20 protein-coding genes are annotated in these 25,803 nt (G+C 69.2%); 15 read left to right on the top strand and 5 right to left on the bottom strand.

What is annotated here, in order from left to right; genetic code table 11:
* The first annotated feature begins 187 nt into the window (after positions 1-187).
* From ACFY3C_RS28480 to ACFY3C_RS28460, 5 genes are all read left to right on the top strand, one after another.
* Positions 188-7,873, top strand: a complete 7,686-nt coding sequence (locus ACFY3C_RS28480; protein WP_390772789.1) for a DNRLRE domain-containing protein — start codon at positions 188-190, stop codon at positions 7,871-7,873.
* Position 7,874: 1 nt separating this feature from the next.
* A complete protein-coding gene (locus ACFY3C_RS28475) occupies positions 7,875-8,345 on the top strand; it encodes a hypothetical protein (protein WP_390772743.1) in 471 nt (156 codons plus the stop codon).
* A complete protein-coding gene (locus ACFY3C_RS28470) occupies positions 8,342-9,586 on the top strand; it encodes a hypothetical protein (RefSeq protein ID WP_390772742.1) in 1,245 nt (414 codons plus the stop codon). The genes ACFY3C_RS28475 and ACFY3C_RS28470 overlap by 4 nt, the downstream gene beginning before the upstream one ends.
* A 176-nt stretch (positions 9,587-9,762) precedes the next feature.
* The gene (locus ACFY3C_RS28465; protein WP_390772741.1) at positions 9,763-10,137 is read left to right on the top strand and encodes a hypothetical protein; all 375 of its coding nucleotides are present in this window, start codon (positions 9,763-9,765) and stop codon (positions 10,135-10,137) included.
* A gap of 195 nt (positions 10,138-10,332) precedes the next feature.
* Positions 10,333-10,722 carry an ArsR/SmtB family transcription factor gene (locus ACFY3C_RS28460; protein ID WP_390772740.1) on the top strand — a complete coding sequence of 130 codons (390 nt, stop codon included), beginning with the start codon at positions 10,333-10,335 and terminating at the stop codon, positions 10,720-10,722.
* Here ACFY3C_RS28460 and ACFY3C_RS28455 read toward each other — a convergent pair.
* Positions 10,703-11,200 (bottom strand): DUF1877 family protein, encoded by a 498-nt coding sequence (locus ACFY3C_RS28455; RefSeq protein WP_390772739.1) that lies wholly within the window; start codon positions 11,198-11,200, stop codon positions 10,703-10,705. The genes ACFY3C_RS28460 and ACFY3C_RS28455 overlap by 20 nt on opposite strands.
* A gap of 423 nt (positions 11,201-11,623) precedes the next feature.
* Here ACFY3C_RS28455 and ACFY3C_RS28450 point away from each other — a divergent pair, with 423 nt between their 5' ends.
* From ACFY3C_RS28450 to ACFY3C_RS28420, 7 genes are all read left to right on the top strand, one after another.
* Positions 11,624-12,355 (top strand): hypothetical protein, encoded by a 732-nt coding sequence (locus ACFY3C_RS28450; protein ID WP_390772738.1) that lies wholly within the window; start codon positions 11,624-11,626, stop codon positions 12,353-12,355.
* A gap of 164 nt (positions 12,356-12,519) precedes the next feature.
* Positions 12,520-12,948 (top strand): hypothetical protein, encoded by a 429-nt coding sequence (locus ACFY3C_RS28445; protein WP_390772737.1) that lies wholly within the window; start codon positions 12,520-12,522, stop codon positions 12,946-12,948.
* A gap of 165 nt (positions 12,949-13,113) precedes the next feature.
* On the top strand, positions 13,114-14,082 hold the full coding sequence (locus ACFY3C_RS28440; protein WP_390772736.1) for a L,D-transpeptidase: 969 nt from the start codon (positions 13,114-13,116) through the stop codon (positions 14,080-14,082).
* A gap of 190 nt (positions 14,083-14,272) precedes the next feature.
* A complete protein-coding gene (locus tag ACFY3C_RS28435; protein WP_390772735.1) occupies positions 14,273-14,905 on the top strand; it encodes an RNA polymerase sigma factor in 633 nt (210 codons plus the stop codon).
* Between the two features lie 108 nt (positions 14,906-15,013).
* Positions 15,014-15,799 (top strand): hypothetical protein, encoded by a 786-nt coding sequence (locus tag ACFY3C_RS28430; protein ID WP_390772734.1) that lies wholly within the window; start codon positions 15,014-15,016, stop codon positions 15,797-15,799.
* 312 nt (positions 15,800-16,111) lie between these two features.
* Positions 16,112-16,774: an RNA polymerase sigma factor gene (locus ACFY3C_RS28425; protein WP_386578469.1), complete on the top strand. Its 663-nt coding sequence runs from the start codon at positions 16,112-16,114 to the stop codon at positions 16,772-16,774.
* Positions 16,774-17,871 (top strand): hypothetical protein, encoded by a 1,098-nt coding sequence (locus ACFY3C_RS28420; RefSeq protein ID WP_390772733.1) that lies wholly within the window; start codon positions 16,774-16,776, stop codon positions 17,869-17,871. Before ACFY3C_RS28425 ends, ACFY3C_RS28420 begins: the two co-directional genes overlap by 1 nt.
* 219 nt (positions 17,872-18,090) lie before the next feature.
* On the opposite strand, the gene ACFY3C_RS28415 is transcribed toward ACFY3C_RS28420, so the two are convergent.
* Positions 18,091-18,912, bottom strand: coding sequence for a L,D-transpeptidase family protein (locus ACFY3C_RS28415; RefSeq protein WP_390772732.1), 822 nt, complete (start codon positions 18,910-18,912; stop codon positions 18,091-18,093).
* Between the two features lie 80 nt (positions 18,913-18,992).
* On the opposite strand from ACFY3C_RS28415, the gene ACFY3C_RS28410 reads away from it, so the two are divergent.
* Both ACFY3C_RS28410 and ACFY3C_RS28405 read left to right on the top strand, forming a co-directional pair.
* Entirely contained in the window at positions 18,993-20,573 is a 1,581-nt protein-coding gene (locus ACFY3C_RS28410) for a methylmalonyl-CoA mutase (protein WP_390772731.1), read from the top strand.
* Positions 20,574-20,672: 99 nt separating this feature from the next.
* Entirely contained in the window at positions 20,673-21,245 is a 573-nt protein-coding gene (locus tag ACFY3C_RS28405) for a Uma2 family endonuclease (RefSeq protein WP_390772788.1), read from the top strand.
* A gap of 5 nt (positions 21,246-21,250) precedes the next feature.
* Here the strand turns inward: ACFY3C_RS28405 and ACFY3C_RS28400 are convergent, their stop codons facing one another.
* Entirely contained in the window at positions 21,251-22,621 is a 1,371-nt protein-coding gene (locus tag ACFY3C_RS28400) for an FAD-dependent monooxygenase (protein ID WP_390772730.1), read from the bottom strand.
* A gap of 71 nt (positions 22,622-22,692) precedes the next feature.
* On the opposite strand from ACFY3C_RS28400, the gene ACFY3C_RS28395 reads away from it, so the two are divergent.
* A complete protein-coding gene (locus ACFY3C_RS28395) occupies positions 22,693-23,343 on the top strand; it encodes a TetR/AcrR family transcriptional regulator C-terminal domain-containing protein (RefSeq protein WP_390772729.1) in 651 nt (216 codons plus the stop codon).
* An 8-nt stretch (positions 23,344-23,351) separates the two neighbouring features.
* Here ACFY3C_RS28395 and ACFY3C_RS28390 read toward each other — a convergent pair whose 3' ends face one another.
* Both ACFY3C_RS28390 and ACFY3C_RS28385 read right to left on the bottom strand, forming a co-directional pair.
* Complete coding sequence (locus ACFY3C_RS28390) at positions 23,352-24,290, bottom strand: class I SAM-dependent methyltransferase (protein WP_390772728.1); 939 nt, start codon at positions 24,288-24,290, stop codon at positions 23,352-23,354.
* A gap of 100 nt (positions 24,291-24,390) precedes the next feature.
* Positions 24,391-25,545 carry an acyltransferase family protein gene (locus tag ACFY3C_RS28385; protein WP_390772727.1) on the bottom strand — a complete coding sequence of 385 codons (1,155 nt, stop codon included), beginning with the start codon at positions 25,543-25,545 and terminating at the stop codon, positions 24,391-24,393.
* Positions 25,546-25,803 lie beyond the last annotated feature (258 nt).

Raw genomic sequence — 25,803 nt, 5'->3', positions numbered from 1 at the left:
CGACAAGTCCGTCTTCGGCAAGACCTACAGCACGAGGGTCACGCAGAAGCTGACCCGGGACGGCAAGTCCTGGAAGCTGACGGTGGCCCCGGACACGAAGTGGCTGGCGTCGAAGGACCGCCAGTACCCGGTGGTGATCGACCCCACGATCACGATCGCCCCGTCGCCGTCGGACTCGCAGGACACGATGGTCCTGCAGGAGGCGCCGACGACGAACTACAACACCTCCTGGAAGCTGTCGGTGGGCCGCACGGCCACCGGCACGGCCCGTTCCCTGATCAAGTTCCCGCTGAGTGAGATCCCCTCGGGCACGCAGATCGACTCGGCGCGTCTGGAGATGTACTTCGACAACGCGCACGACGACGGCGGCACGAAGGTGCCGGTCGAGGTGCACCGGGCGACGGGAGCCTGGGACGAGACGACGGCGAACTGGAACAACACCAGTTCGTACGTCGGTGAGCTGTCCGGCACCAGCTACACGGTGGACGACGGTGACGCGGGCACCACGGCGGCCACCGGCTCCTGGCCCACGTCCGGGTCGACGCTGACGCAGTACGCGATCGGCAACGACTACCGGTACAACAAGGACACGGTGGCCGGGGACACCTACACCTGGCAGCCGAACATCAAGGACGCGGGCACCTACCAGGTCGACGTGCACTACGTCGCCGCCACCGACCGCGCCACCAACGCCCCGTACTCGGTGACGTCCAAGACCGGCACCACCACCTACACGGTGAATCAGCAGTCCGGCACGAACGGTGTCTGGGCCCCGCTGGCGAACGGCGCGCAGATCGACTTCGCGAAGGGTACGGCGGGCAAGGTCGTCCTGGGCGACGGCCCGGCCTCCGCGACCACGGCCGTCATCGCGGACGCCGTCCGCTTCACCAACCCGGCGATGATCAACAAGGACATCGGCGAGTACAGCCAGTGGCACAAGTTCCCGGTGACCGACACGGTCCAGCAGTGGCTGGACGGCACCTCGGTCAACAACGGGTTCATCCTCAAGGCCGAGGACGAGTCGGCGAACGGCCCGATGGGCGGCCCGCGCTACGAGGCCGGTGACGGCGACTACGGCGGCGAGACCTCCACGATCCCGCGGCTCACGGTGACCTACGGCAAGGTCGGCACCACCCTCAACTCGCCGACGGTCGTCCACTCCACCGGCCCCGAGCTGTCCTGGAAGGCGTACTCGAACACCACCGGTGACCCGGACAACGACATCGTCGAGTACCAGCTGCACCGCTCCACGCAGCAGGCGTTCACCCCGTCCGCGGCCACGCTCGTCGCCCCGATCGACAAGGCGGCGACGGCGTACACCGACACCACCGCGACTCCGACGCCGGACTCCTCCTCGGCGGAGATCGGGCGGTCGTACTACTACCAGCTCGCGGTGAAGACGAAGGGCGGCCAGCTCCTCGGCTCGCCCACGCGCATCGTCGGTGTCCCCAAGGCGGGCCGCACCATGCGCCTCATCCAGGGCACCGCGGGCGGCGTCACGGACACCACCCTGTCCTCCGCGACACCGACCACCAACCTGGACACCATCAGCCGGAACAACGTGGGCCAGGAGTGGCTGAGCGTGGGCAACAACACGCCCACGAACGCCACCGAGAAGACCCGCGCGGTCATGAAGTTCCCGACCAGCGCGATCCCCACCACCGCCACGGTGCTGGAGTCCCGGCTGTTCCTGTGGGGCGCGGAGACCACCACCAAGACCAACGGTGCGATCTACGAACTCCACGGCCTGAACAAGGACTTCACCGAGACGCAGGCCACCTGGAACAACGCGAACTCGACCACGGCGTGGACGACGGCGGGCGGCGACTACTCGGGAACCGTCTCCGACACGGTCGGCACGGTCTCCGACGTCGGCCGTCACTGGTGGGACGCGACCTCCCTCACCCAGGGCTGGACCCGCACCCCGTCCTCCAACCACGGCGCCCTGATCAAGCTGAAGGACGAGACCTCCACGGGCCCGCAGGAGCAGACGATGTTCCTGGCCTCGGAGGCCGCCGACCCGCAGATCGGCCCGCTGCTGCGCGTCATCTACGTCGACTCCACCACGGACGACACGTACTACGCGCCGCAGACCCCGGCCCGCATGACCCCCAACTCCACCTACACGGTGGACTTCACGGTCACCAACACCACGTCGAGCGCGTGGGCGAGCGGTGAGCGGGTCCTGTCGTACACCTGGCAGCTCCCCGACGGCACGGACGCGACGACGGGCGGCAACCAGCTGTCCACGGCGATCCCGCCGCTGTCCCCGGGCCAGTCGACGACGATCCAGGCGCAGGTCAAGACACCGATCAACTCGGACTCGGGCAGCAAGCGCACCAAGTACGTACTCGGCTGGGACGTCAAGAAGGTCTCCGACGGCAGCTGGCTGTCGGCCGGCACCGGCGGCATTCCGCCGCTGAAGCAGAACGTGGCGGTGGAGGACCCCACCTCCAACACGCTGGGCCTGGAGAAGTTCTACTCCTACACAGGCAAGAACACGGGCGCCGGCTCCACGGTGATGAACAACCTCGCCTACGGCAACACCGTGTGGTCGTACAACGCGTTCACCAACCCGGGCCGTGGCCTGACCACGTTCGCCCGGTTCGCGTACAACTCGCAGGACACCGACAACACACCGGGCGGCGCGGGCGCGGGCTGGTCGGCCCAGGTCGGCGGGCCCATCCGGCTCGGCGCGGCACTGGACTTCCACCCCAACCCGGTGGCGAACGCGACGGAGATCCGCCTCCCCGACGGTGACGGCACCACGCACGTCTTCACCAAGCAGGCCGACGGCACCTGGAAGGCCCCCGCGGGCGTCCACTACCGCATCACGGCCAAGGCGGGCCTGGACTGCACCCCGGACAAGGACCCGGTGCCGGACGCCTGGACGCTGCTGCGTCCCGACGGCACCCGCTTCCTCTTCGGCTGTGACGGCTACCTGACGTCCGTCGTCGACAAGAACGGCAACACCCAGACGTACACCTACGAGCAGCACAAGACCCAGGGCAAGGCGGCGAAGTTCCTCGCCTACATCACCGACCCGGCGGGCCGGCAGTCCCTGACGCTCGACTACTACAAGAAGGGCGACGCGTCGTACGACTACATCGACGGCACGGGCGCCAAGGTCACCGGCACCAGCCTGACCGACCCGGACATCTACGACCACGTGAAGTCCATGACGGACATCTCGGGCCGCAAGATCTCCTTCTACTACACGGTCGAGGGCCTGCTCGGTCAGTTCACCGACGGTGACGGCTCCAGCCAGCCGAAGAACTTCAAGTTCACCTACGACGCCACCCAGGGCAACAAGAACGTCAAGCTGGTGACGGCCACGGACCCGCGCGGCCACGACACCAAGCTGGCGTACTACGAGCCCAAGGCGGGTGACGACCCGAAGTACCACTGGTGGACGAAGACCATCACCGACCGCCTGAACGGCGACACCGGCTTCGGCTACGCGGCCGACACCGCGAACACCAAGTTCACGGACACCACGGTCACGGACGCCGAGACGCACGCCACGAAGTACGTGACGGACGACTACGGCCGCCCGGTCCAGACGACCAACGCCAAGTCCCAGAACACGAAGATGAGCTGGGACGCGGACAACAACGTCACGTACCTGGAGGAGGACAACGGCGCCAAGACCGCGTACTGCTACGACCAGAAGACGGGCTACCCGCTCTGGCAGCGCGACGCGGAGAACAACAAGGCGGGCGTGCCGGACCAGACAGCCACCTGCGTCTCGGACACCACCAAGTGGCCCGCGAACGCGGCGAAGTACGAGTACCAGACGCGCGCGGACGGCTTCTCGGCGGACCTGTTCCGCAAGACCTCCCCGGAGGGGCGTGCCTGGCAGTTCGGGTACGACTCTTTCGGCAACCTGAAGACGGTCACGGACCCCAAGGGTGTCGCGACCACGACAGTGCCGGACGACTACACCACGAAGTACGACTACGACGCCTACGGTGAGCTGACCAAGGCGACCGACGCCAACGGAAACCCGACGACGTACGGCGGCTTCGACGCGAACGGCTACCCGAAGACGATCACGGACCCCAAGTCCGACTCGACGCTCTTCGAGTACGACGTGCGCGGCCTCGTCACCAAGGTGACCGACGCCGATCTCAAGGCCACCACGCAGGTCTACGACACGTACGGCCGACCGAAGGAAGGCACGGTCCCGAAGGACCAGGCGACCGGTGACCTGATCACCACGCCGGCGCCCGAGTACGACGCCAACGACAACGTCACCACGTCGACCTCGCCCAACGGCGCGGTCTCCACGGCGGTGTACGACGACGCGGACCAGGTCATCTCGGCGACCGCGCCGAAGGACACCACCACGTCGGACGAGCGTCGCACGTCGTACACCTACGACAAGGCCGGCAACCTCAGGACGACGACCGAGCCGAAGGGTTCGCTGACGACGTCGGACACCACCGACTACGTCACCACGAACAACTACGACTCGATCTACCAGCTGACCTCGGTGGTCAACGCCAAGCAGGAGAAGGTCGGTTACGAGTACGACAACGTCGGCAACGTCGTCACGGTCATCGACCCGAAGAAGAACGCGACGGCCGACACCACCGACTACACCACCAAGACGGCCTACGACCTGAACCACCGGGTCACCACCGTCACGGACGCGGCCGGCAAGAGCACCGGGCAGACCTACGACAAGGACTCGCTGGTCCTCACCACCACGGACGCCGAGAACAACACCACGACCGTCACCTACGACGAGCGGGGCAAGCAGACCGAGGTCAAGGTCCCCTACGAGGGCACCACGACCCGCTCCACGAAGTACGAGTACGACCAGGTCGGCAACGTCACCAAGGTGATCACGCCGCGCGGTACGGCGACCGCGAACGCGGACGACTTCACCGTCCGCACGGCCTACGACGAGCTGAACCGCGTGGTCCGCAAGTACCAGCCCTACGACCCGAACGACAGCCGCTACAACAACCCGAACGTCTACACGGAGACCACGTACGACAAGGTCGGCCGGGTGGCGAAGACCTCGCTGCCGCCGTCGGACGGTGAGACCGTCCGCAACGACACGACATACACGTACTTCGACAACGGCTGGGTGAAGTCCTCCACCGACCCGTGGGACATCGCCACCACCTACGCGTACAACGAGCTGGGTCTCCAGACGGCCCGCACGCTGACCTCGGCGGGCGGGTCCTCCAACCGCACGATGACGTGGTCCTACTACCCGGACGGCAAGCTGAAGTCGAAGTCCGACGACGGTGTGCCGGTCGGTAAGTCGGTGGTCCTGGCGGACAACTCCGACACCCAGAACACGTCCTCCACCGGGACCTGGACCGCCGGGAACATCACCGGCCAGCAGGGCTACGACCACCGCACCCACGCGGCGGGCACCGGCACGGACGCGTTCACGTGGACGCTCGACGTCCCCAAGGACGGCACGTACACCGCGTACGTGAAGTACCCGCAGGTCACCGGCGCCACGACCACCGCCAAGTACACCCTCACCCACGGCACCACCACCGAGCCGGTCGTCACCAAGAACCAGACGACAGGCGCCGGAACCTGGGTCAGCCTGGGCACCTACTCCCTCAAGCAGGGCGAGGACAGCAAGCTGAAGCTGGACCAGAGCAGTGGCGGCGTCGCCGTCGCCGACGCGGTCAAGCTGGTGCGCGACAACGCGGGTGAGACCGACAACGAGAAGAAGACCTTCGCCTACGCCTACGACGTCAACGGCAACCTGACGTCGATCGACGACACGTCGCCGGGCGCGAAGATCGACGCCTACTCGGTCGCCTACACGGGCACCAACCAGGTCCAGAAGGTCACCGAATCGCTCGCGGGCACGGAGAAGAAGGCGACGTCGTACACGTACGACGCCAACAGCCTGATCGACACGATCACTCACCCCGACCAGTTCTCCAAGTACACCTACGACCTGCGCGACCTGGTCGCCACCGTCGAGGTCGGCAAGTCGGCCACGGACCCGTCGCCGAAGAAGACGACGTACACCTACACCGACCGCCGGCAGAAGCTGAAGGAGACCAAGGCCAACGGCAACACCGTCGACTACACCTACTACCTCAACGCGGCACTGAAGACGTCGTCCGAGAAGAAGGCCAACGGCACTCTCGTCTCCTCCCACACCTACGCCTACGACGCCAACGGCAACAAGGCGCAGGACGTGGCGAAGAAGATGAACGCCGACAACAACACGGCATACCTCGACTCAACGACGAACTACAGCTACGACCCGGTCGACCGCCTCAAGGAGTCGGCCAAGACCGGTAACGGCGCCGGCACCGACACCTATGTCCACGACGACAACGCCAACGTCGTCCGGCAGACGGTCGGCGGCAAGGAGACGGTCTTCAACTACGACCGCAACCGACTGCTGAGTGCCACGGCTTCGGGCGTGGAGGCCAAGTCCACCTACGACCCGTTCGGCCGCGCGCAGTCCGTCACGGCTCAGGGCCAGATCATCGAGCGCAGCACGTACGACGGCTTCGACCACGTCGTGAAGTCCGAGAAGGCGGACGCGACCGGCGCGCTGAAGGCGACGACGTACACGTTCGACCCGCTGGACCGTACGTCGTCGAAGACGGCCGACGGCAAGACGACCGACTTCTCCTACCTCGGCCTGTCCAAGGAGGTCCTGGACGAGAAGGTCGCCGGCACGCTGACCAAGTCGTACCAGTACAGCCCGTGGGGCGAGCGTCTGTCGCAGGTCAAGCACAACACCGACGGCACGACGGAGGACGGCTACTACGGCTACAACAGCCACACCGACGTCGAGACGCTGACCGACAAGGACGGCAACACCAAGGCCACGTACGGCTACACCGCCTACGGCAAGGACGACGAGTCCGAGTTCACCGGCATCGACAAGCCCGACGCGGCCGACCCGACCAAGGAGGCGTACAACCCGTACCGCTACAACGCCAAGCGCTGGGACGCCCAGTCCGGCACGTACGACATGGGCTTCCGCGACTACAACCCGGGCCTGAACCGCTTCACCAGCCGGGACATGTACAACGGCGCCCTCGCGGACATGGGTCTGGGCACCGACCCGTACACCGGCAACCGGTACGCCTTCACCGGCGGCAACCCGACCAGCCGGGTCGAGTACGACGGCCACATGATCTGTGCCGAGATGGGTGTCTGCGGCAGCGACGCGTACATCACCAACTACTACGAGTCGCGTGAGGACTCCAACGTCACCAAGCCGGGCGAGGGTGAGTACTACGAGAACGACACCCCGATCGACACGCCCAAGCAGCTGGCCGAGGACGACCGTCCGTACGACACGGCGAGCTGGTGGGACAAGTTCTGGCTCACCGAGCTCGACTCCGACCTGTGGTCGTACATGCGGGCCGCCAACGTGGGCCTGCGGCACGGCATGGGGTACGACGTCGCATCCGATCTGCTGGGCCACTGGCTCGACGACTCGGGCGACGCCTACCAGGTCGACGTCAAGCAGATGCTGACCGACATGCCCCACTTTCAGTCGCTTGTCGACGGTAACGTCGCCGACGCCAAGAAGTCGGGCAGCGGTGACAGCGCCACGGAGTGGAGCCAGAACACCGGTGTCCACAAGTTCATGGATCAGGGCGACAAGGGTCCTGGGATCCAGGGATGGTGGTACGCCCTCAACGGGTTCCAGTACCGGGTGAAGACCACCAACGACAACAAGACGATCACCGTCGAGGTCTTCAAGCGGTACAACTGGGGCAACCCGGCGGGCGGCAAGCCACGGAGCAACGTGGGGCTGTTCGGGGAGGTCAACCAGAACGATCTGGCAAGGTTGCACACCGACGGCTGGGCCCAGGACTTCAACGTCTGGGGCTCCTACACCTACACGACCGGAGGGTGACATGCACATCCGTGCCGTCCGGCGCGCGGCGGCGGGCCTGATCCTGGGCCTGCTGCCGATGCTGGCCGTCGCCGCGTGCGACACCGGACCGAAGAAGCAGTTCCCGGGCGCCTTTCCGGACTCGGACACCGATGTGAGCGCGGAGCAGGCGTTCCGTGACTTCGACATCGAGGTGCCGGCGTCCGCGAAGGTCGTGGGGTACTTCGCGACGTCCTCGGACGACACGTACCCGATGGCCGCCGTGCTGCGGATGCCGTGCTCAGCGGTGACCGGGTTCATGGCGGGCGACGGATTCCGCAAGACGACGTCAGTGGATCAGGACGTCGTCGCGGCCGAGGTCTTCGCCAAGGACCACGGCTGGTCGGACAGCGACACCGACGACCGGTACGTCCGGTCCGAGGGCGGGTCCGGCCCCATCGGGGTGGTCGTCCACCGATCGGGCACGGAGTGCAAGGTGTACCTGTTCACGTGATGGACGTGCAGGTCCTTGTGGACGTGGTGGTGGTCGCGTCGGTCGTCTCGGCTTTCGCGATCACCCCGCGTGTCCTGGCCCGCCGCCCCGACCAGGTCGGAGCGGCGGGCCGCTCCGTCTTCCCGCCGGCCGCCGCGCTGGCGCTGGTGACCGGCCTGATCTACGTCAATCAGGTGCTGTTCACCGTCTACGTCCTGCGCGTCCACGACGGGGACCCGTCGTTCATCGCGCGGTATCTGCCCGCCGGGTGGTTCGATCTGGCGTCGCGGAATCCCGCCCTGCGCCAAGTGGCCGAGCACTTCCCTGCACCCGGGCTTCTCGCTCCGTCTGTGCTGCGCGTGCAGGCCTTCCTGGAACTCCCCTTCGTGCTGCTGGCGTTCGCCACCGTGCTGCGCTGGCTGGACGCCGACCTGTACCGGCGGATCGCCCGCTCCGCCGCGCTGCCGCTGGCGTCGGTGTCGTACACGGTCGTGTTCTGTCTGGTCGAGTGGGATCTGCGCAATCCGTACACGGTCGACGACCTTGTCGTACGGTCCGTCTCGGCCGTCCTCACGCCGGTCCTTCTCGCTCTCTGCGCGGCCCGTGACAGAGGAGCGACCCGAACTCCCGCCTCGGTGCCCGGGCTGCTGGTGTTCATCGGCTCCCTGGGGGCTTTGGGAGTACTCGTCCTGGTCGTGTACGACACCGCCCTGCTCTACAGCCTGGGCCGACTGCCCGAGCGCCTGCCGCTCGCGCTGGTGGCAGCCGTCCTGCTGCTGGGGCTGCGGCGGGTGGCGTCCCGGCTGGAGGGAAGGCCCGCCCGACGCGGACTGACGCTCGCGTTCCTGCGGCACGTGCTGCGCTACTGGCTGAGCCTCTTCTTCGTACCCGCGTTGGCCGTGCGGTACGGCGTGTTGTTCGGGACACCGCAGCTGGCGGCGGGCATGGCCCTGGTGACGGCTGCGACGGCGTGCGCGTTGGCGGCGCGCGATGTTCTGGCCGAGGCGGGGAGGACGGCGGACGGCGGGTCCGCCGGGCCTCAGGATGGAGGACCTCCCCCGGGCCTCCTGCTGGCCCGGGGACTGGGGTGCGCCGTCCTGGCCGGAACGGGCGCCGCCTGCCTGGCCGCCTGGCTGACGCCCCGGTCCTACTACGAAGTCACGCTGCTGTCGGCAGCGGCGGCATTCCTGGTGGCGACGGTGGCTGTGTGCGGGTTCGCCGATGCCAGGTCGGCCCCCGGCTCACCCGGCGCTGACGGCTGAAGCTTCGGACGGCTCATCAAGTCGGGTCATCGGGCAACCGCATTAGAAGGCTGTCCGATCATCTTGGGTCGCTTCCGCGCAGACTTATCGCCCGCCGGGCCGGCGCGCCTACGGTGCGGTTGCGAGCGGGTGAGGAACCGGAGCCCGCCGCAGCCGACAATCAAGGGGAGGCGCCGATGGCGAGTGTGGAAGTGTCCCTGAAGGAAATGATGACCGGGATCGAGGGCGCGCTGGGGGCGGCCGTCGTCGACTACACCAGCGGCATGGCCCTCGGCACCCTGGGCGGGGGCAGAGACCTGGATCTGACGGTCGCCGCGGCCGGGAACACGGACGTGATCCGCGCCAAGGTGCGCACGATGGAGCATCTGGGCCTTGAGAGCCACATCGAGGACATCCTGATCACGCTGGAGGGGCAGTACCACCTCATCCGGCTGGTGACCGGCCGCAGCGGCAACGGCCTGTTCGTCTATCTCGTCATGGACAAGGCCCGCTCGAACCTGGCCATGGCCCGCCATCAACTCAAACGGATCGAAGAGCAACTCGAGGTCTAGGCCGCTCCCAAGGGCCGGGCTGACGCGCACCCATGAATTGAGAACTTCTTCAAGCCGTCACATGGAGAGGATGACAACTCATGAACGAGAGGCACCCGGACCGAGAAGAATGAGCAGGCACGACACGTATCGCGGTGGCGTCCTCGGGGCGCCACCGCGATACGAGAAGCCACCTCGACAGGCAGGAAGAGTGCTGTGCAAGTCCCTCTCTACCAAGCCAAGGCAGAGTTCTTCCGCATGCTCGGACACCCGACGCGAATCAGGGTCCTGGAACTGCTGCAGCACGGCCCGGTCGCGGTACGGGATTTGCTCGCCGATATCGAAATCGAGCCTTCGAGTCTCTCGCAGCAGCTGGCGGTCCTGCGCCGTTCAGGCATCGTCGTGTCCACACGAGAGGGATCCAGCGTCAAGTACGAACTCGCCGGCGGCGATGTAGCCGAACTCCTGCGCTCGGCCCGCCGCATCCTGACCGAGCTTCTGGCCGGGCGGAACCAGCTCCTGGCGGAACTCCAGCAGACCGACATCGCCCCGCCACAGGCAACAGCGGCAGTCACGCGACCACGTCTCAAGCCCACACCGCCCTGACCACGGCGTGGCCTGCTGTAGCCGCCCGCCCGTAGAACCCTTGGAGGCTCCTGTGATGGTCGAGGAACTCCTGCCTGAACTGCGCCTCGTCCTGGCCGGACCAGACGAGCTTGGCATTGGCGACGTTCCACAGCTCGTCGAAAGAGACACGCGCGAGGAAGCCTGCGGCCTGTGACACCCCAGGCGGTTCCAGAATCCCCAGGGGCGGGTTGGAGGGGTCGGCATCGGCGCTGTGTGCCACGGGGCGCCCGCCGTAGATCGGCAACGTCCAGAGCTCGTCGGCATCCGCATCGAGGGCATCGGCAGCGGCGTAGAAGTCATTGACGTCACCCCAGATCTTGTCGATCGAGACGGCGATGCCCGCTGCGTACTCGGCGGGATGGTTCTCCCAAGCCTCCCCCATGAATGCCGCAAGCCAGGTGTGGTCGTCCCGGATCTCGGATTCCGCGACGGCGCGCATGTGCATGTGGATGCTCACAGCGACGAGTCCTTGAGTTCGGCGGCCCGCCTGTCGGGCCGAACGGGCAGAACCTACTCGACGGCATTGACGGCGAGATGCCCGTCTCTTGAATGCCGGGATGCCCGGCGCAGAGCCAGCAAGTAGGCCCGGTCCGCCCCGTTCACCCCGCTTCATCCGGGCGCTCGCCGTGCTGTCGGCCGCTGTTGTATAACCGGGCCCCCATCGAACTCACCATCTCTGTTGAAGGGTTGATTCGTGCTGCCCGGAATCGGAATATCCCGCTGCCCGAGTGGGCGCCGTGTCCTCGGTGTCGTGGCGGTCGCGGTTGCCGTGGCCGTGTCGGCCGGTTGTTCGGTGCAGGACGGTGGGCGGAAGCCGACCGGTCGGCACGCTCACTCGAAGCCCGCGCGGGCGGGAGCCGGGGCGAAAGCCACGCCGAAGGTGAGGTCGGAGCCGAAGAGCGCTGCGCAGTTCGTCGCTCGTGCTCGGCAGGCCATGGGCGCCGAGCAGGGGTGGACGTTCGCCCTGCGGGGCAGCGAGTCCGCCGTCATGCAGGGGCAGGCGCCGTCCGGGGCGACGTACGCCGCGACCGTGCACCGGACCACCGCCCCCGTCGCGCTCCAGCAGACCGGCACGATCACCACCAGCAAGGGGGAGCGCAAGCCCGAGGTGGTGTACGTCGTCGGCGGCACGGGTTACGTCAAGGAGGGTGCCGAGGGGTGGAAGAAGGGGGCGCTCTCCGAGCCCGACATCGCCAATGACGTCGAGGACCCCTTGGCCGAGCTGGACGCGTTCGCCGCGTACGCGAAGAGTGCGACGGTGAGTCGTACGGGGGCGGGCGTACGACTGCAGGTGAGTGCGTCGGGGTGGCGGTTGTCGGCCGCCCGCGGCCGTCCCGCGCTCAAGCGGGCCGTGCGTGAAGTGGAGCCCACCCTGGCGCAGTTGCGCAAGGCGGGCGTCATGGCGACCGACGGTCAGATCACGCTGAAGAGCTTCACGGAGACTTGGGATCTGAGGGATGCGGAGCATGGGTATCGGGTCGTGGCGCATCGGTACGCGTTCGCGTTTCATGTGCCGTTCCAGGGTGGGGACATAACGGTGAGTCAGGAGGTGCGAGCCGACAACAAGGGTGTGTTCAGAGGGCACTTGGCCCTGCCGTCCGGTGTGAAGTGACCTGTGGGACGCACTGCAGGGTAAGAAGGTTGTACATCCGGTGTGAGTTCCCGTGTGGCGATTGACACTCCTGCGGCCTGTGATGTTGAAGCGTCAGATTCCGCTTGGTGGACGGGGGAACGAGGTCCTGCGCCCCCTGATCCGAGCGAAGGGGGAACGTTGTCATGGGTGGAGTGGACACACGACCGTGCCCGGGTGAGATGCGTGCGTGCGCGGCTGCCTTCGTCGCCCGTGCCACCGCCCGCACCCGGCTGCCGCTGGACTACTCCGAGCGCAGCCTGCGGGTCGTGGACTTCCTGATCGACGGGCTGCGCAAGGGCGGCGCCGACCGGGAGCGGGCGCGGGACGCGCTGCTCGGGCTGGGGGCGTACGTCGGTGAGGTGCTCGTGCGCCGTGCGGGGGCGGTGTGGGTGGACTTCGACGCCGAGCAGCGCGCCTACTTCGGGCAGCCGGCGGGCGTGCGCATGCCGGACGGGCGGGTGTGGAACCCGCTGGGCAAGGTGCTCAACCGTTTCGAGGTGGGCGGTCCGGAGGACTCGTTGCAGACCTTCTGGCTGACCCTGCACGGGCGGGCGCGCCGTGAAGCCGGCTGACCGGCGCGCACTCCAACGGTCGGACGTGTGGTTTGCGCGCAGAGTCCGGTTTGTCGACTCACTCGTCCCGACGCTTCCCGCTGCTGTATAACCGGCCCTCGTTCCGGTCGGCCGCCGTTTCCCGGCCGTGCCTCTGCTTCCCGCTGCCCATCGAAGGGTCTCTTCGTGCTGCCCTCTTCGCGTTCCCGTGCCCGTACGTGCTTCGTCGCCGCGCCGGCCGTCGCCGGTGCCCTCCTGATGGCGTCGGCCTGTGGAGGTCCAGGTGGGGACGGGGGAGACGGGAAGGCCGGGGGTGGGTCCGACAGCGTCGCGGTCGGGGCGAAGGGCGGGACGGAAGCGCCGGGCACCTCCCTGACGTCCTCGTCACCGTCGTCCTCGTCCTCGTCCGCATCGCCCTCGCCGTCCAAGTCCGCCTCCGCCTCAGCGAAGGCCAACGGCAAGGGCGATGACAGGGGTGACGCCTCCGACTCGTCGGATGCCGCCCCGGGTACGGCCACCACCCCCCGGGCCACCACCGCCCCGCCCGCCGCCCAGGCCGCCCCGAACTTCCCCGTTCCCGCCTCCCCGGGTGACGCCACCCAGCTCATCACCGTGAAGGCGAGCGGCTCGTACGCCACCGTCACCGCCTGGGCCAAGGGGGCCTCGGGCTGGAAGGCGCAGTTCAGCACCAGTGCCGGCCGGGTCGGCTCCAACGGCGTCACGAGCGGGGCGACACGGCAGCAGGGGACGTACACCACGCCTTCCGGGACGTACAGCATCACCGAGGGCTTCGGTGTCCAAGCGGGTGGGACGAGCATGCCGTACCACGTCGTCAACAGCTCCGACTGGTGGGTGGAGGACCCCCAGTCGAAGTTCTACAACTCGATGCACAGTGCGACGGGCGCCGACTTCCCGCTCACCGAGGCCGGTGACCGGGGCAGTGAGCATCTGGTCAACTACCCGACCCAGTACGCCAAGGCGCTCGTCATCAACTTCAACCGGTGGCCCGCCACGCCCGGTCGCGGCGCCGGTATCTTCCTGCACGTCAACGGGAACGGCGCGACCGCCGGTTGTGTGTCCGTGCCGCGCGCCACGATGGACCAGATCATGGGGTGGATACGGCCCGGTGCGCATCCGCGTATCGCCATCGGCTGACGGCGCGGCCACGGATGTGAGCGGCGGGGCCGCTGCGGGCTGTGACGAGCGGCCCGCCGTCGACTGTGACAAATCTGTGAGCTTCGGCGCTGATGACCGTGGAGCGTGGGACACGGGCGGCCGTGTCGCACGATGGGGATTCGAGGCGAGCACGGGCACGGCCCGGGCTCGGTACGGACGAGGACGGTTCTTGGGCCACGGAAGGGAACCCCGCCGCGCACAGGCGTACGACGGGGAATTGGGCGCGGCCGTCGCACGGGCCCAGGACGGTGACGAGAACGCCTTCGCGGTGGCCTACCGGATCGTGCAGCCGGGTCTGCTCGGCTATCTGCGCGGCCTCGTCGGCGAGGACGCCGAGGACGTGGCCTCCGACGCCTGGCTGGAGATATCCCGCGACCTCGGCAGGTTCCGGGGAGACGGTGCCGGGTTCCGCGGCTGGACCGCGACCATCGCCCGGCACCGGGCCCTGGACCATCTGCGCAGGCAGCGGGTACGGCCCCGGGGGACGGCGCTCGAACAGGACGTGCTGGACCTGCCGGGGCCGCACAGCACCCACGACCAGGCGCTGGAGTCCATCTCCACCGAGCGCGCCCTGGAACTGGTGCGGTCGCTGCCGCGCGACCAGGCCGAGGCCGTCCTGCTGCGGGTGGTCGTCGGCCTCGACGGCCCCTCCGTCGCGCGCGTCCTCGGCAAGCGCCCCGGCGCGGTCCGTACGGCCGCGTACCGGGGGCTGAAACGGCTCGCCCGCCAGCTGGGCGTCGAGGACGCGGCGGACGCAGGTGTGACGGATGACGGCTCCCGGACGCTGGGGGAGTCGAAATGAACGCTGACGGCCGCCAGCCGTATGGATTCTGCAGAGACAGTGGGGCGAGGCCCCCGGCAGATCCGAGACGTCGGGCGGGCCGCACTAGGAACAGGATCGGGAACGGACATGGGTGAACGGCACAGCGGCGACGAGCCCGGCCGCCGGCGCGCGCACCCTGGCGGCACCGTCCTGGGGCCGGCCCCGGCCGACCTGGACGCCGCCTTCGAGGCGCGGCTCGGCGCCGTGCTCAGCCTGGACGGAACCTCCAGCTCTATTGACCCCGAGGCCGAGCAGCGCGCCGTGGCCGCGTTCCTTGTCGCCCGTGACTCGGGTGCGCACGCGTTGCGGACCCGGCGCAGGGACGACTGGCGGCCCCGGGAGGCGCGCGGCGCCCGGCTCTCGCTGAAGGCCACGCTCTCGGTGTTCCTCGCGAGCGTCACGCTGGGCGGCGTCGCCTTCGCCGCGATCGACTCCGTGGGATCCGGGAAGGACGACGACGGACAGCAGAAGCGGCCCTCGTCGAGCGCCCCGGGACAGTCGACCGCGGATCCGGCGGCTCCCGGGTCCGCGGGTGCTTCGGCGCGCCCCCACCACCCGGCCACGGCGAAGGACACCCTGGCCCACTGCCGTGCCTACGAGCAGGTCAAGGAGCACGGCAAGGCCCTGGACGCGAAGGCCTGGCAGCGGCTCGTCGCGGCAGCGGGCGGCAAGGAGAACGTCGCCGGCTACTGCGCCGAGCGGATCGCACGCGCCGACGGCGCGAACAGCGACAAGGGCAGCAAGACGCGTAACAGCAGCAACAGCAGCAGTAGCACTAATAGTGGCAATAGCGACAACAGTGGCAAGGTGGGAGAAAAGCCCACCAACTCCGCCAACTCTGTCAACTCCGGGAAATCCGGCGAGAAGCAGTAACGTCGTTCCCCGCTGTCGGTCCTGAGGATTCACCTGCCGACGTGAGGAATCACCCACCGTCGGATGTCAGCTCGACAGCCCCATGAGGCGTCAGGGCAACGGCCGGGGCCGCCACCCCCCACAGGAGAGGCCCCGGCCGTCGCGCTCACGGGCCGCCGTGCGGCCCGTACTTCCTTCAGCGTCGTGAGTGCGTTTTCTGTCACACCTGGGCGTGTCACGAGTTAGTTGCATCTTCTACCGACCTGGACGCGAGCGGTTTCACGCCGTAACGTGCCTTTCGCGCCGACCGAAGACAGGCGTAAAGGGAGTGCGGTGCTGGGGGACGACGCGGAGCTGACCACCGCGGTGCGTGCGGCACAGGGCGGGGATGAGACCGCGTTCCGTACGGTGTACCGCTCGGTGCACCCGAGGCTGCTCGGATACGTACGCACGCTGGTCGGCGACCCGGATGCCGAGGACGTGACGTCCGAGGCCTGGCTGCAGATAGCCCGGGACCTCGACCGGTTCAGCGGTGACGCGGACCGTTTCCGGGGCTGGGCCGCCCGGATCGCCCGCAACCGTGCCCTGGACCACATACGGATGCGCGGCCGTCGCCCAGCGATAGGCGGCGACGAGACGGAACTGACCGGCCGGGCCGCCGAGTCCGACACGGCCGGCGAGGCCATCGAGGCCCTGGCCACCGACAGCACCCTCTCGCTCATCGCCCGGCTCCCGCAGGACCAGGCCGAGGCGGTGGTGCTGCGCGTGGTGGTCGGCCTGGACGCCAAGTCCGCCGCCGAGACCCTCGGTAAGCGCGCGGGCGCCGTACGCACCGCCGCGCACCGCGGTCTGAAGCGGCTGGCGGAGCTGCTCGGTGACGATCCGGAATCGGCGGGCGCGCTCGACGCGCTGCCTCCCCAGCGAGAACCGCGTGGTCGCGCGGTGACGTCCGCAACTGTGACGCATACGCGTGCGAGGACGCAGAGGGACATGTGATGGCCGACGAGCACAACAAGTGGCTTACCCGTGATATGACGGAACGTCTGCTGCGCGGTGAGTCGCTGGAAGCCGTCGACGCCCCCTCATCCGACCAGGCGGAACGGCTTGCGAAGGCGTTGGGTGCACTCTCCGCCGAGGCGGCTCCCGCGACCGGTGAACTCCCCGGCGAACAGGGTGCGTTGGCCGCGTTCCGCAAGGCCCGCGAGGCGGCCGAGGCCGAACGGACCGCCGCCGCGCTCGGCGACGGCACCCCCGGCGGGCGCGCCGGCCGACCCGCGAGCGTCTCCGACGCGGGCCTGGTCCGCATCGGCGCCCCGACCCGTACCGGAATCCGCACCCGTCGCCCGCGCTGGGCCCGCCCGGTGCGCTTCGCACTCGCCGCGGCGCTGGCCGTGGGCACGCTCGGCGGGGTCGCCATGGCCGGCAGCGGAGTGCTGCCGATCCCGTTCCACGACGACCACCCGGATCCCACCTCCTCCGTCTCCGCCGCCCAGAGCCCCGGGCAGCCGCACACCTCGCCCACGCCGCAGTCCCCCGAGGGCATCCTCCCGAGCAAGGACACGCCCGACGGCGGTACGAGCGGGTCCCTCGACCCCTCCGGCGGGGCCACCCACCAGGGCACGCACCCGGGCGCCACGCCCGGTTCCGGTGACGCCTCCGGGACCCCCGGCACCTGGTGGCAGGTCGCAGGCGCGGCCTGCCGCGACCTGAGGGACGGCAAGGAGCTGGGCTCCGACCGCAGGCGGGTCCTGGAGAACCTGGCGGGCGGCTCCTCGCGCGTGACCACGTACTGCAAGTCCGTCCTGGCGGGCCACTACAGCTCCGGTGGTACGGGCAAGGGCACCGGCGGCGACGACGAGGGCGGCAAGGGCCGCGGCAACGGCGGCGACGGCAAGAGCGACGGCAAGGACAAGGGCGACGGGAGCGGCCAGGGCGGTGACGACGACGCTCACCCGGGCCGGGGTCACGGCCACCGCCACGACCGCCGGGGCCGCGGAGCAGGCCCCGCACCCTCGGCCTTCGTGCGCCTCGGCCCGGACCGGAAGGCTGCCGCACCGGCGTTCTCGCCGAGCCCGTCGTACACCGCGTTCTGAGTTCTGTCGTCGCCTACCTCGCCTGTGACCTGCGGTTTTGTAAATCGCGAAAATTTTTCCGCGAGGGGTGTGACGTTTCCGGGCCCCGCGACGCAGTACTGAGTGAGCCGACTGGTCATCGGCCGTAGCACTGAGCCGGGGTTCCCCCCGTACCCGCGGCTCGTGCACCTGGCGCGGGCGGGACACGTTCCCCCGGTCCCGCCCGCGCCCCAAACTTCCTCACCAGGACACGACGACCTTGTCGCCGATCCTCACCTGCGCGAACAGCCGTGCGATCGCCGCCTCGTCCCGCACGTTGACGCATCCGTGCGAACCGCCCGCGTACCCCCGCGCCGCGAAGTCGTAGGAGTAGTGCACCGCTTGGCCGCCGCTGAAGAACATCGCGTACGGCATCGGGGAGTGGTAGAGGGTCGACACGTGGTGCCGTGACTTCCAGTAGACGTGGAACTCACCCTCGCGGGTGGGGGTGTACTGGGTGCCGAAGCGGACGGACACCGTCTCGACCGTGCGTCCGTCGATCATCCAGCGCAGCGTCCGGCTGGTCTTGCTGACGCACAGCACCCGGCCGGTCAGACAGCGCCGGTCGGGCGCGGCGGCCGGCTGACCGCCCATCAGGTACAGCTCCCACCGGCCCGGCCGGTGCGTCATGGCCAGCAGCCGCTGCCAGGTGACGGTGTCCAGCTCTCCGGTCCGCGGCAGCCCGCGCTTGCCCTGGAAGCCCCGGACGGCCCGCTCGGTCAGATCGTCGTACGTCCCCGTCGGTCCGTCGAACAGCCAGGCGACCTGACGGAGCCGGGCCTGCAGCTCGCGTACGGCCGGACCGCTGTCCCCGCGCGACCACAGCACCCGGGGTGCGGGCTTGGCCGCGGGCGTGCTCTGGGCCGTACGGGTGGGTTCTGGGGCGTGGCTGGAGGGCAGCCGCACCTGCACCGGCAGGCGGTGTTTGCCGTCGGCGTCCTGGGGCTGCACGGTGCAGCCGCAGAGCGCGGCGAGGGCGGCGGCCGAGACGAGTAGGACGGCTGGTCTGCCCGGGATCCTCATGCCGTGGATGTTTCCCCGCGTGACCGCCGCCGAACTACGGGGCATGGTGAGGAGGGACAAACCGTAATGCGGAGGCATCCATGGCGCGTGAGTCGGAGTCGGGGCTGCCGATCGAGCCGGTCTACGGGCCGGCGGATCTCACCGGTTGGGACCCGGCCGGGAAACTGGGCGAACCGGGGTCGTACCCGTACACCCGCGGGGTGTACCCGAGCATGTACACCGGCCGTCCCTGGACCATGCGCCAGTACGCCGGCTTCGGTACGGCGGTGGAGTCCAACGCCCGCTACCGGCAGCTGATCGCGCACGGCACCACGGGCCTGTCGGTCGCCTTCGACCTGCCCACCCAGATGGGCCACGACTCCGACGCGCCCCTCGCGCACGGCGAGGTCGGCAAGGTGGGCGTGGCGATCGACTCGATCGAGGACATGCGGGTGCTGTTCGACGGCATCCCGCTGGACAAGGTCTCGACGTCGATGACGATCAACGCCCCGGCGGCCCTGCTGCTCCTGCTCTACCAGCTGGTGGCCGAGGAGCAGGGCGTGCCGGCGGACCGCCTGACCGGCACCATCCAGAACGACGTCCTGAAGGAGTACATCGCGCGCGGAACGTACATCTTCCCGCCGAAGCCCTCCCTGCGCCTGACCGCCGACATCTTCAAGTACTGCACGGCCGAGATCCCGAAGTGGAACACGATCTCGATCTCCGGCTACCACATGGCCGAGGCGGGCGCGTCCCCCGCGCAGGAGATCGCCTTCACCCTCGCCGACGGCATCGAGTACGTCCGCACGGCGGTCGCGGCCGGCATGGACGTGGACGACTTCGCACCCCGGCTGTCCTTCTTCTTCGTGGCCCGTACGACGCTGCTGGAGGAGATCGCCAAGTTCCGCGCGGCACGGAGGATCTGGGCCAGGGTGATGAAGGAGGACTTCGGCGCGCGGAACCCGAAGTCCTGGATGCTGCGGTTCCACACCCAGACGGCCGGGGTCCAGCTCACGGCCCAGCAGCCCGAGGTGAACCTGGTCCGGGTCGCGGTGCAGGCCCTCGGGGCCGTCCTCGGCGGCACCCAGTCGCTGCACACCAACTCCTTCGACGAGGCGATCGCCCTGCCGACGGACAAGAGCGCCCGCCTCGCGCTGCGCACCCAGCAGGTCCTGGCGTACGAGACGGACGTACCGGCGACCGTGGACCCGTTCGCGGGCTCCTACGCCGTGGAGAAGCTGACCGACGACGTCGAGGCGGCCGCGCTGGACCTGATGCGGAGGGTCGAGGATCTCGGCGGCGCGGAGGCGGCGATCGAGCACGGCTTCCAGAAGGCCGAGATCGAACGCAACGCGTACCGCATCGCCCAGGAGACGGACTCCGGCGAGCGGGTGGTCGTGGGCGTCAACCGCTTCCAGCTCGACGAGGAGGAGCCGTACGAGCCCCTGCGCGTGGACCCCGGCATCGAGGTGCGCCAGCGGGAACGCCTGACCAGGCTGCGCTCCGAACGGGACCAGGGCGCGGTCGACTCGGCCCTGACCGCGCTGAAGAAGGCGGCCGAGGGCGAGGAGAACGTGCTGTATCCGATGAAGGAGGCGCTGCGGGGGCGGGCGACGGTGGGGGAGGTGTGCAACGCGCTGCGGGAGGTTTGGGGGAGTTATGTGCCGGCGGATGCGTTCTGAGCTGGGCGATTACTTCATATGGGTGATCATGAGCGGAATCTGTCCGGCCGCGGTTACGCTCGTGGAGAGTGTTCCCGAAAGGAGGGGGCCGTGGCTGTGATGCTGCACGAGTCGTCGCTTGCCGATGCTGCCGACCGGCTTTGGGAGGAGCTGCCAGGCCACCGGGTCGAGATCCTCAACGGGAGCATCGTCGTGACACCGCCGCCGGATGGGCCGCATCAAGTGACACTGTCCTGGTTGATCGTGGCATGCCACCAAGCGGGTGCCCGGCAGGCTGGACTCAGAAGCGTGGCGGGCATCGGCCTGTGGCTGCCGACGGGGCCGGACGACTACGCCGTACCCGACTTGGCGATCGTGGATGCCGACTTCCATGACGCCCTGGTCGAGAAGAGCTGTTACGCACCGCATGTCTTCCGTCTGGTCATGGAGATCACTTCCTCCAACTGGACCAATGACACTGCGACCAAGGTGGATATCTACGCTCGCGCCAATATCCCCGCCTACCTGATCGCCGACCGCAAGCACGACGAGGTCCTCCTCTACATCGACCCGGTCGACGGCAAGTACCCCGCCCCCGTCCGCTACAAGCGAGGCCAGTCCATCGCCGTCCCCGAGTCCGTCGGCATCACCCTCGACCTCTCCGTAGACACCCTCCTCGACGGCGACGACTGACCGTCTCACCCCACGAAGCGCCCGAGATACGCCTTGAGCCCTTCCGCCGACTCGCCCGCCCAGCCGACGTACCCGTCCGGGCGGACCAGGAAGACACCGGGGCCGTACGACTCCGGGGCCGCCGGGAGTGTGTGGACCCCAGCGACGGGTGCCGGCGCGCCCAGCACCGTCCAGCCCGGCCCCCTGAACGCGTCGAAGAGGCGTACGCCGGCCACCGTGCCGTCGGGGGCCCGGTCGCCCGCACGGACCCCGGTCGGGGCGGTGCGCCGCTCCTCGCTCAGGGACGACTGCGGGTAACCCAGCCCGAGCTGCACCGTTGCCTTCCCGCGCTGCACCTCCCCGCGGTGCACGCCCGTCGACAGGCCCAGCATGGCCGCGGCGTTGGGGCGCCGTTCCTCCTCGTAGGTGTCGAGGAGGGACTCCGGAGCCCCGTCGCGCAGCACCGCGCCCAGCTTCCAGCCCAGGTTGTACGCGTCCTGGACGCTGGTGTTCAGGCCCTGCCCGCCGGCCGGTGAGTGGACGTGGGCCGCGTCGCCCGCGAGGAACACCCGGCCCACCCGGAACCGGTCGGCCAGCCCGGTGCGCGGCCGGAACTCCGAGGCCCAGTGCAGCTCGGTGACGTCCTCGGCGTCGAGGTGCGTGTACGCGGCGACCAGCCCCCGGATGCCGTCGAGGGACAGGTCGATCTCCGTGCCCTCGGGGAGCTTCCCGGCCAGCTGGAAGACGTCCGTGCCGGCGAGCGGGCACAGCGCCACGCCGGTGCCGTCGGCCCCGGGGAACGTGTGCCAGTACTCCCGGTCGAGCCCCTTCACCCGCACGTCCGCCACCAGGAACGGGCTCGGGTCGACCGTCTCCCCGGCCATGCCCACGCCCACCGCGCGCCGTACCGCCGAGCGCCCGCCGTCGGCCGCGACGACGTAGCGCGCACGGACGGTCCTGCCGTCGGCGAACCGCACGCTCACACCTTCCGCGTCCTGCTCCAGGTCCGTGACCTCGCGCCCGAAGTCCACCCGGCCGCCCACCTCCACCAGCCGCGCGTACAGGACTTCCTGGGTCCGCCACTGCGCGATCATCAGCGGCTCGGTGTACGGCGCGCCCTCGTCCGCCTCCACCGGTTCGAACATCGGCTGCTCGCCGAGCCGCTCGCCGTCCTTCCACATCATCCGAGCCGGGTAGGGGCCGCCGGCCGCGCGGATCGCGTCCAGGACGCCGAGGTCGTCGAAGACCTCCTGGGTGCGCGGCTGGATCCCCTTGCCGCGCGAGCCGGGGAAGAGCCCCTCCGCCCGCTCCACGACCAGCGCGTCCACGCCACGCCGGGCCAGGTCGATGCCGAGGGTGAGGCCGGTCGGGCCGGCCCCCACGATCAGGACATCCATCACGATTCTCCTTAACGCTGTTAAGTGCCGTCGCTCATGAGGGTGCCCTTAACGCTGTTAAGCTGTCAAGCGTGAGTACGGAACGACGCGCGCCCCTGGACCGCAAACGGGTCGCGGACACGGCGCTGCGGCTGCTGAACGAGGTCGGCCTCGACGGGCTGACCCTGCGTGCCATCGCCAAGGAGCTGGACGTCAAGGCCCCGGCGCTGTACTGGCACTTCAAGGACAAGCAGGCGCTGCTCGACGAGATGGCGACGGAGATGTACCGGCGGATGGTCGCCGACACGGCGCTCGATCCCGCCGACAGCTGGCAGGAGCGGCTGCTCGGGACGAGCCGCGGGCTGCGCGCCGCCCTGCTCGGCTACCGCGACGGCGCCAAGGTCTTCAGCGGCTCACGCTTCACGGGCACGGACCACGCCCACGAGATGGAGGCGCACCTGCGCGTCCTCACGGACGCCGGCTTCACCCTGGCGCAGGCGGTCAGCGCGGCGCGGACCGCGAGCATGTTCACCATCGGGTTCGTCACCGAGGAACAGGGTGTGCAGCCCCTCCCGGGCGAGCGCCGGGAGGGGTACGACATCGAGGAACGCGCCCGGCGCATGGCCGACTTCCCGCTCGCGGCCGAGGCCGGGAAGATGCTCTTCGACGACTACGACGGGCAGTTCGAGGAAGGGCTGGCGCTGGTGATCGCGGGCATCCAGGCCCGCTACGGGATCGGCTGAGCGGGCGGTCAGCTCCGGGCCGCGCGCGCCTTGCGGATCGCCCGCGTGACGATTGGCGGCAACAGGTCCACGGCGACCCGGCGGACCCGGCTGCCGTGGCGGGGAGCGGGCCGGGCGGGCCGTGCCGCGGGAGCGGGTGCCGGCGCGGACACCGCGGCCGGCGTCGGCACCGGCGCCTCGGCCGGCACCGCGTGCTTGGAGGGCGGGAACGCCGGCGCGGCCATCCCCTTGGACTTCAGGCGGACGATCCGGTGCCCCGCGGCCTCCTGGACGCTCACATGGCAGTCGGACCGCTCCCGCGCCATGGCGAGCAGCGCCTCCTGGACCGGCTCGGGATCGCCCCAGGTGCCGTAGAGCTTCTGCGTGCTCAGGCAGATCGGGTGCAGGCCCCGGTTGAGCACGGCCTCCCAGGTGGCTATGGACACGCCGGGCGTGTGCTCGGAGCGGAAGTCGTCGAGGACGACGATGCCGTCGGGCAGCAGCAGGTCGTGGGCCGCTCCTATGTCGCCGTGCACGTGCTCGTACAGGTGCGAGGCGTCGATGTGCACGAACCGGCAGGAGCGGGCCTCGACCTCGTCGGGCACCACGGAGCTGGGCCCCTGCAGCACCCGGGGCAGCTCGTCGTGGAAGGAGCGGTAGTTGTCCTCGAAGACGCGCCGGGTCAGCGCGCTGTAGGACTTGGTCGACTCGGCCCGGTTGGCGTCGTCCGGGGCGTCGCCCTCGAAGAGGTCGCACACGGTGTACTTCTCGCCCGGCTGCTGGTGCCGGCCGATGAAGATCGCGCTCTTGCCCATGTAGACACCGACCTCCAGGAGGTCGCCGTGGGTTCCCCCGCCCTCCTGCCGGTTCAGGAACCAGTCGAAGAGCAGCTGGTCGAGCACCGGGAACCAGCCGGGCACGTCGTCGAGACGGTGAGGCGGTCGGGTCGCTTCCTGGATGGTGGCCATGAGGCGGGGGCACTCCCTCGGTACGGCAGTCTGTGGGTTTGCTGCGGAAAGCCTGTGGCGCGGGGGGCGGGGCACTACGGTGCCTGCCCCCGGGGCCGGTTCAAAACCCAAGGCGAGATGAACGACTGCCCAACTTCCGGCCACGGAGCGCTCGCTTCAGCTTCGGGCCGAGCGGCTTCTCCACGAACCGGTGCATCAGCCACGCCAGCAGCAGCATGCCGAGCACTGTCGTCACGAGCGTCGGCCACGCGAGCAGGCCCAGGCCCCGGTGCAGCACCCGGATGACGAACCAGCCCAGATGCTCGTGGACCAGGTAGAACGGGTACGTCAGCGCGCCGGCCGTGGCCAGCCAGGGCCAGTCGGCACGGCGGGTCCAGCCCAGCGCCACGGCCGCCACGGCGGCGAAGGCGAGGGTGACGACCAGCAGGATGACGTACGGGTCGCGCACGAAGTCGCCGTGCGCGCCCGCGTGCCACAGCCCGCGCGTGGCGTTGCTCTGCCCGAGCAGCCAGGAGACGGCCACGATGCCCCAGAGCAGCAGGTCACTGCCGAAGCGGTGGATCAGGTAGAGGGCGAGACCGCCGACGAAGAACGGGGCGTAGTCCGGCATGACCAGCTGGTCGATCAGCGCGTTGCCGGACGTGCGGCACACCACCGCCGCCAGCGTCCACACGGAGCAGAAGAGCACCACCCGGCGGTAGGTGACCCCGCGCAGGACGACGAGGAGGGCGAACAGCGCGTAGAAGCGGACCTCGACCCAGAGTGTCCAGCACACGCCCAGCACACGCGGGGCGCCCATGGGCTGTTGCAGCATCGTCAGGTTGACCAGGAACTCGTCGAGGCGGACCGGGTGCACGACGGCCGGCAGGGCGAGGGCCGCGCCGGTGACGAGCGCCAGGGCGACCCAGTAGGCGGGGTAGAGGCGGGCGACGCGGGAGCGGAAGAAGTCACCGAGGGTGCGGCCCCAGCTGCTCATGCAGATGACGAAACCGCTGATGACGAAGAAGAACTGGACGCCCAGGCAGCCGTAGGTGGCCACCTGGGACAGGGTCGGGAAGACGTGGGCCGGTGTCTGGTGCCAGGACGCGGAGACCGTGCCGCCGCGTCCGGCGTAGTGGTAGAGGCAGACCATCAGCGCGGCCACGAGCCGCAGGCCGTCCAGGGCGAGCAGGCGGCCCCGGCGCGACGGGGCGGGAGCCGGCGCGGGTGTGGGGGGAGCGGGAGCGGTGGTGAGGGTGGGGGAGGAAGCAGCCATGATGCTCGGCGCCTACCCGACGATGCGCTGATCATCTCGGCTTCTTTTGTGAAAGTCCCCGGCACGAGGGAGCCGCTCCGCCGTCACCTGGCGGAATCACAGGAAAGATGTGATTGACGGTCTAACCATTCTCTTACCTGTCCGGATTCGTTAACCCGGTGGTCGCTTTGGCTTCCTAGTTTCTCCATCCACCCCCACGTTTTCGCAAATCTGCGGCATGCCGCCGTAAACACCGTATTTGCTTGGCAAAATCAGGAG

The organism is Streptomyces sp. NPDC001410 (assembly GCF_042895235.1).
GTDB lineage: Bacteria > Actinomycetota > Actinomycetes > Streptomycetales > Streptomycetaceae > Streptomyces.
The sequence above is the reverse complement of the archived record's forward strand: the minus strand, read 5'-3'. Positions and strand labels throughout refer to the sequence as shown.

What these genes read in the sequence shown, in the direction of transcription:
- ACFY3C_RS28480 (WP_390772789.1), top strand. Translation starts at nt 188, where the DNA reads ATGGTCCTGCAGGAGGCGCCGACGACGAACTACAACACCTCCTGGAAG.
- ACFY3C_RS28475 (WP_390772743.1), top strand. Translation starts at nt 7,875, where the DNA reads ATGCACATCCGTGCCGTCCGGCGCGCGGCGGCGGGCCTGATCCTGGGC.
- ACFY3C_RS28465 (WP_390772741.1), top strand. Translation starts at nt 9,763, where the DNA reads ATGGCGAGTGTGGAAGTGTCCCTGAAGGAAATGATGACCGGGATCGAG.
- ACFY3C_RS28445 (WP_390772737.1), top strand. Translation starts at nt 12,520, where the DNA reads ATGGGTGGAGTGGACACACGACCGTGCCCGGGTGAGATGCGTGCGTGC.
- ACFY3C_RS28430 (WP_390772734.1), top strand. Translation starts at nt 15,014, where the DNA reads ATGGGTGAACGGCACAGCGGCGACGAGCCCGGCCGCCGGCGCGCGCAC.
- ACFY3C_RS28420 (WP_390772733.1), top strand. Translation starts at nt 16,774, where the DNA reads ATGGCCGACGAGCACAACAAGTGGCTTACCCGTGATATGACGGAACGT.
- ACFY3C_RS28415 (WP_390772732.1), bottom strand. Translation starts at nt 18,912, where the DNA reads ATGAGGATCCCGGGCAGACCAGCCGTCCTACTCGTCTCGGCCGCCGCC.
- ACFY3C_RS28410 (WP_390772731.1), top strand. Translation starts at nt 18,993, where the DNA reads ATGGCGCGTGAGTCGGAGTCGGGGCTGCCGATCGAGCCGGTCTACGGG.
- ACFY3C_RS28405 (WP_390772788.1), top strand. Translation starts at nt 20,673, where the DNA reads ATGCTGCACGAGTCGTCGCTTGCCGATGCTGCCGACCGGCTTTGGGAG.
- ACFY3C_RS28400 (WP_390772730.1), bottom strand. Translation starts at nt 22,621, where the DNA reads ATGGATGTCCTGATCGTGGGGGCCGGCCCGACCGGCCTCACCCTCGGC.
- ACFY3C_RS28390 (WP_390772728.1), bottom strand. Translation starts at nt 24,290, where the DNA reads ATGGCCACCATCCAGGAAGCGACCCGACCGCCTCACCGTCTCGACGAC.
- ACFY3C_RS28385 (WP_390772727.1), bottom strand. Translation starts at nt 25,545, where the DNA reads ATGGCTGCTTCCTCCCCCACCCTCACCACCGCTCCCGCTCCCCCCACA.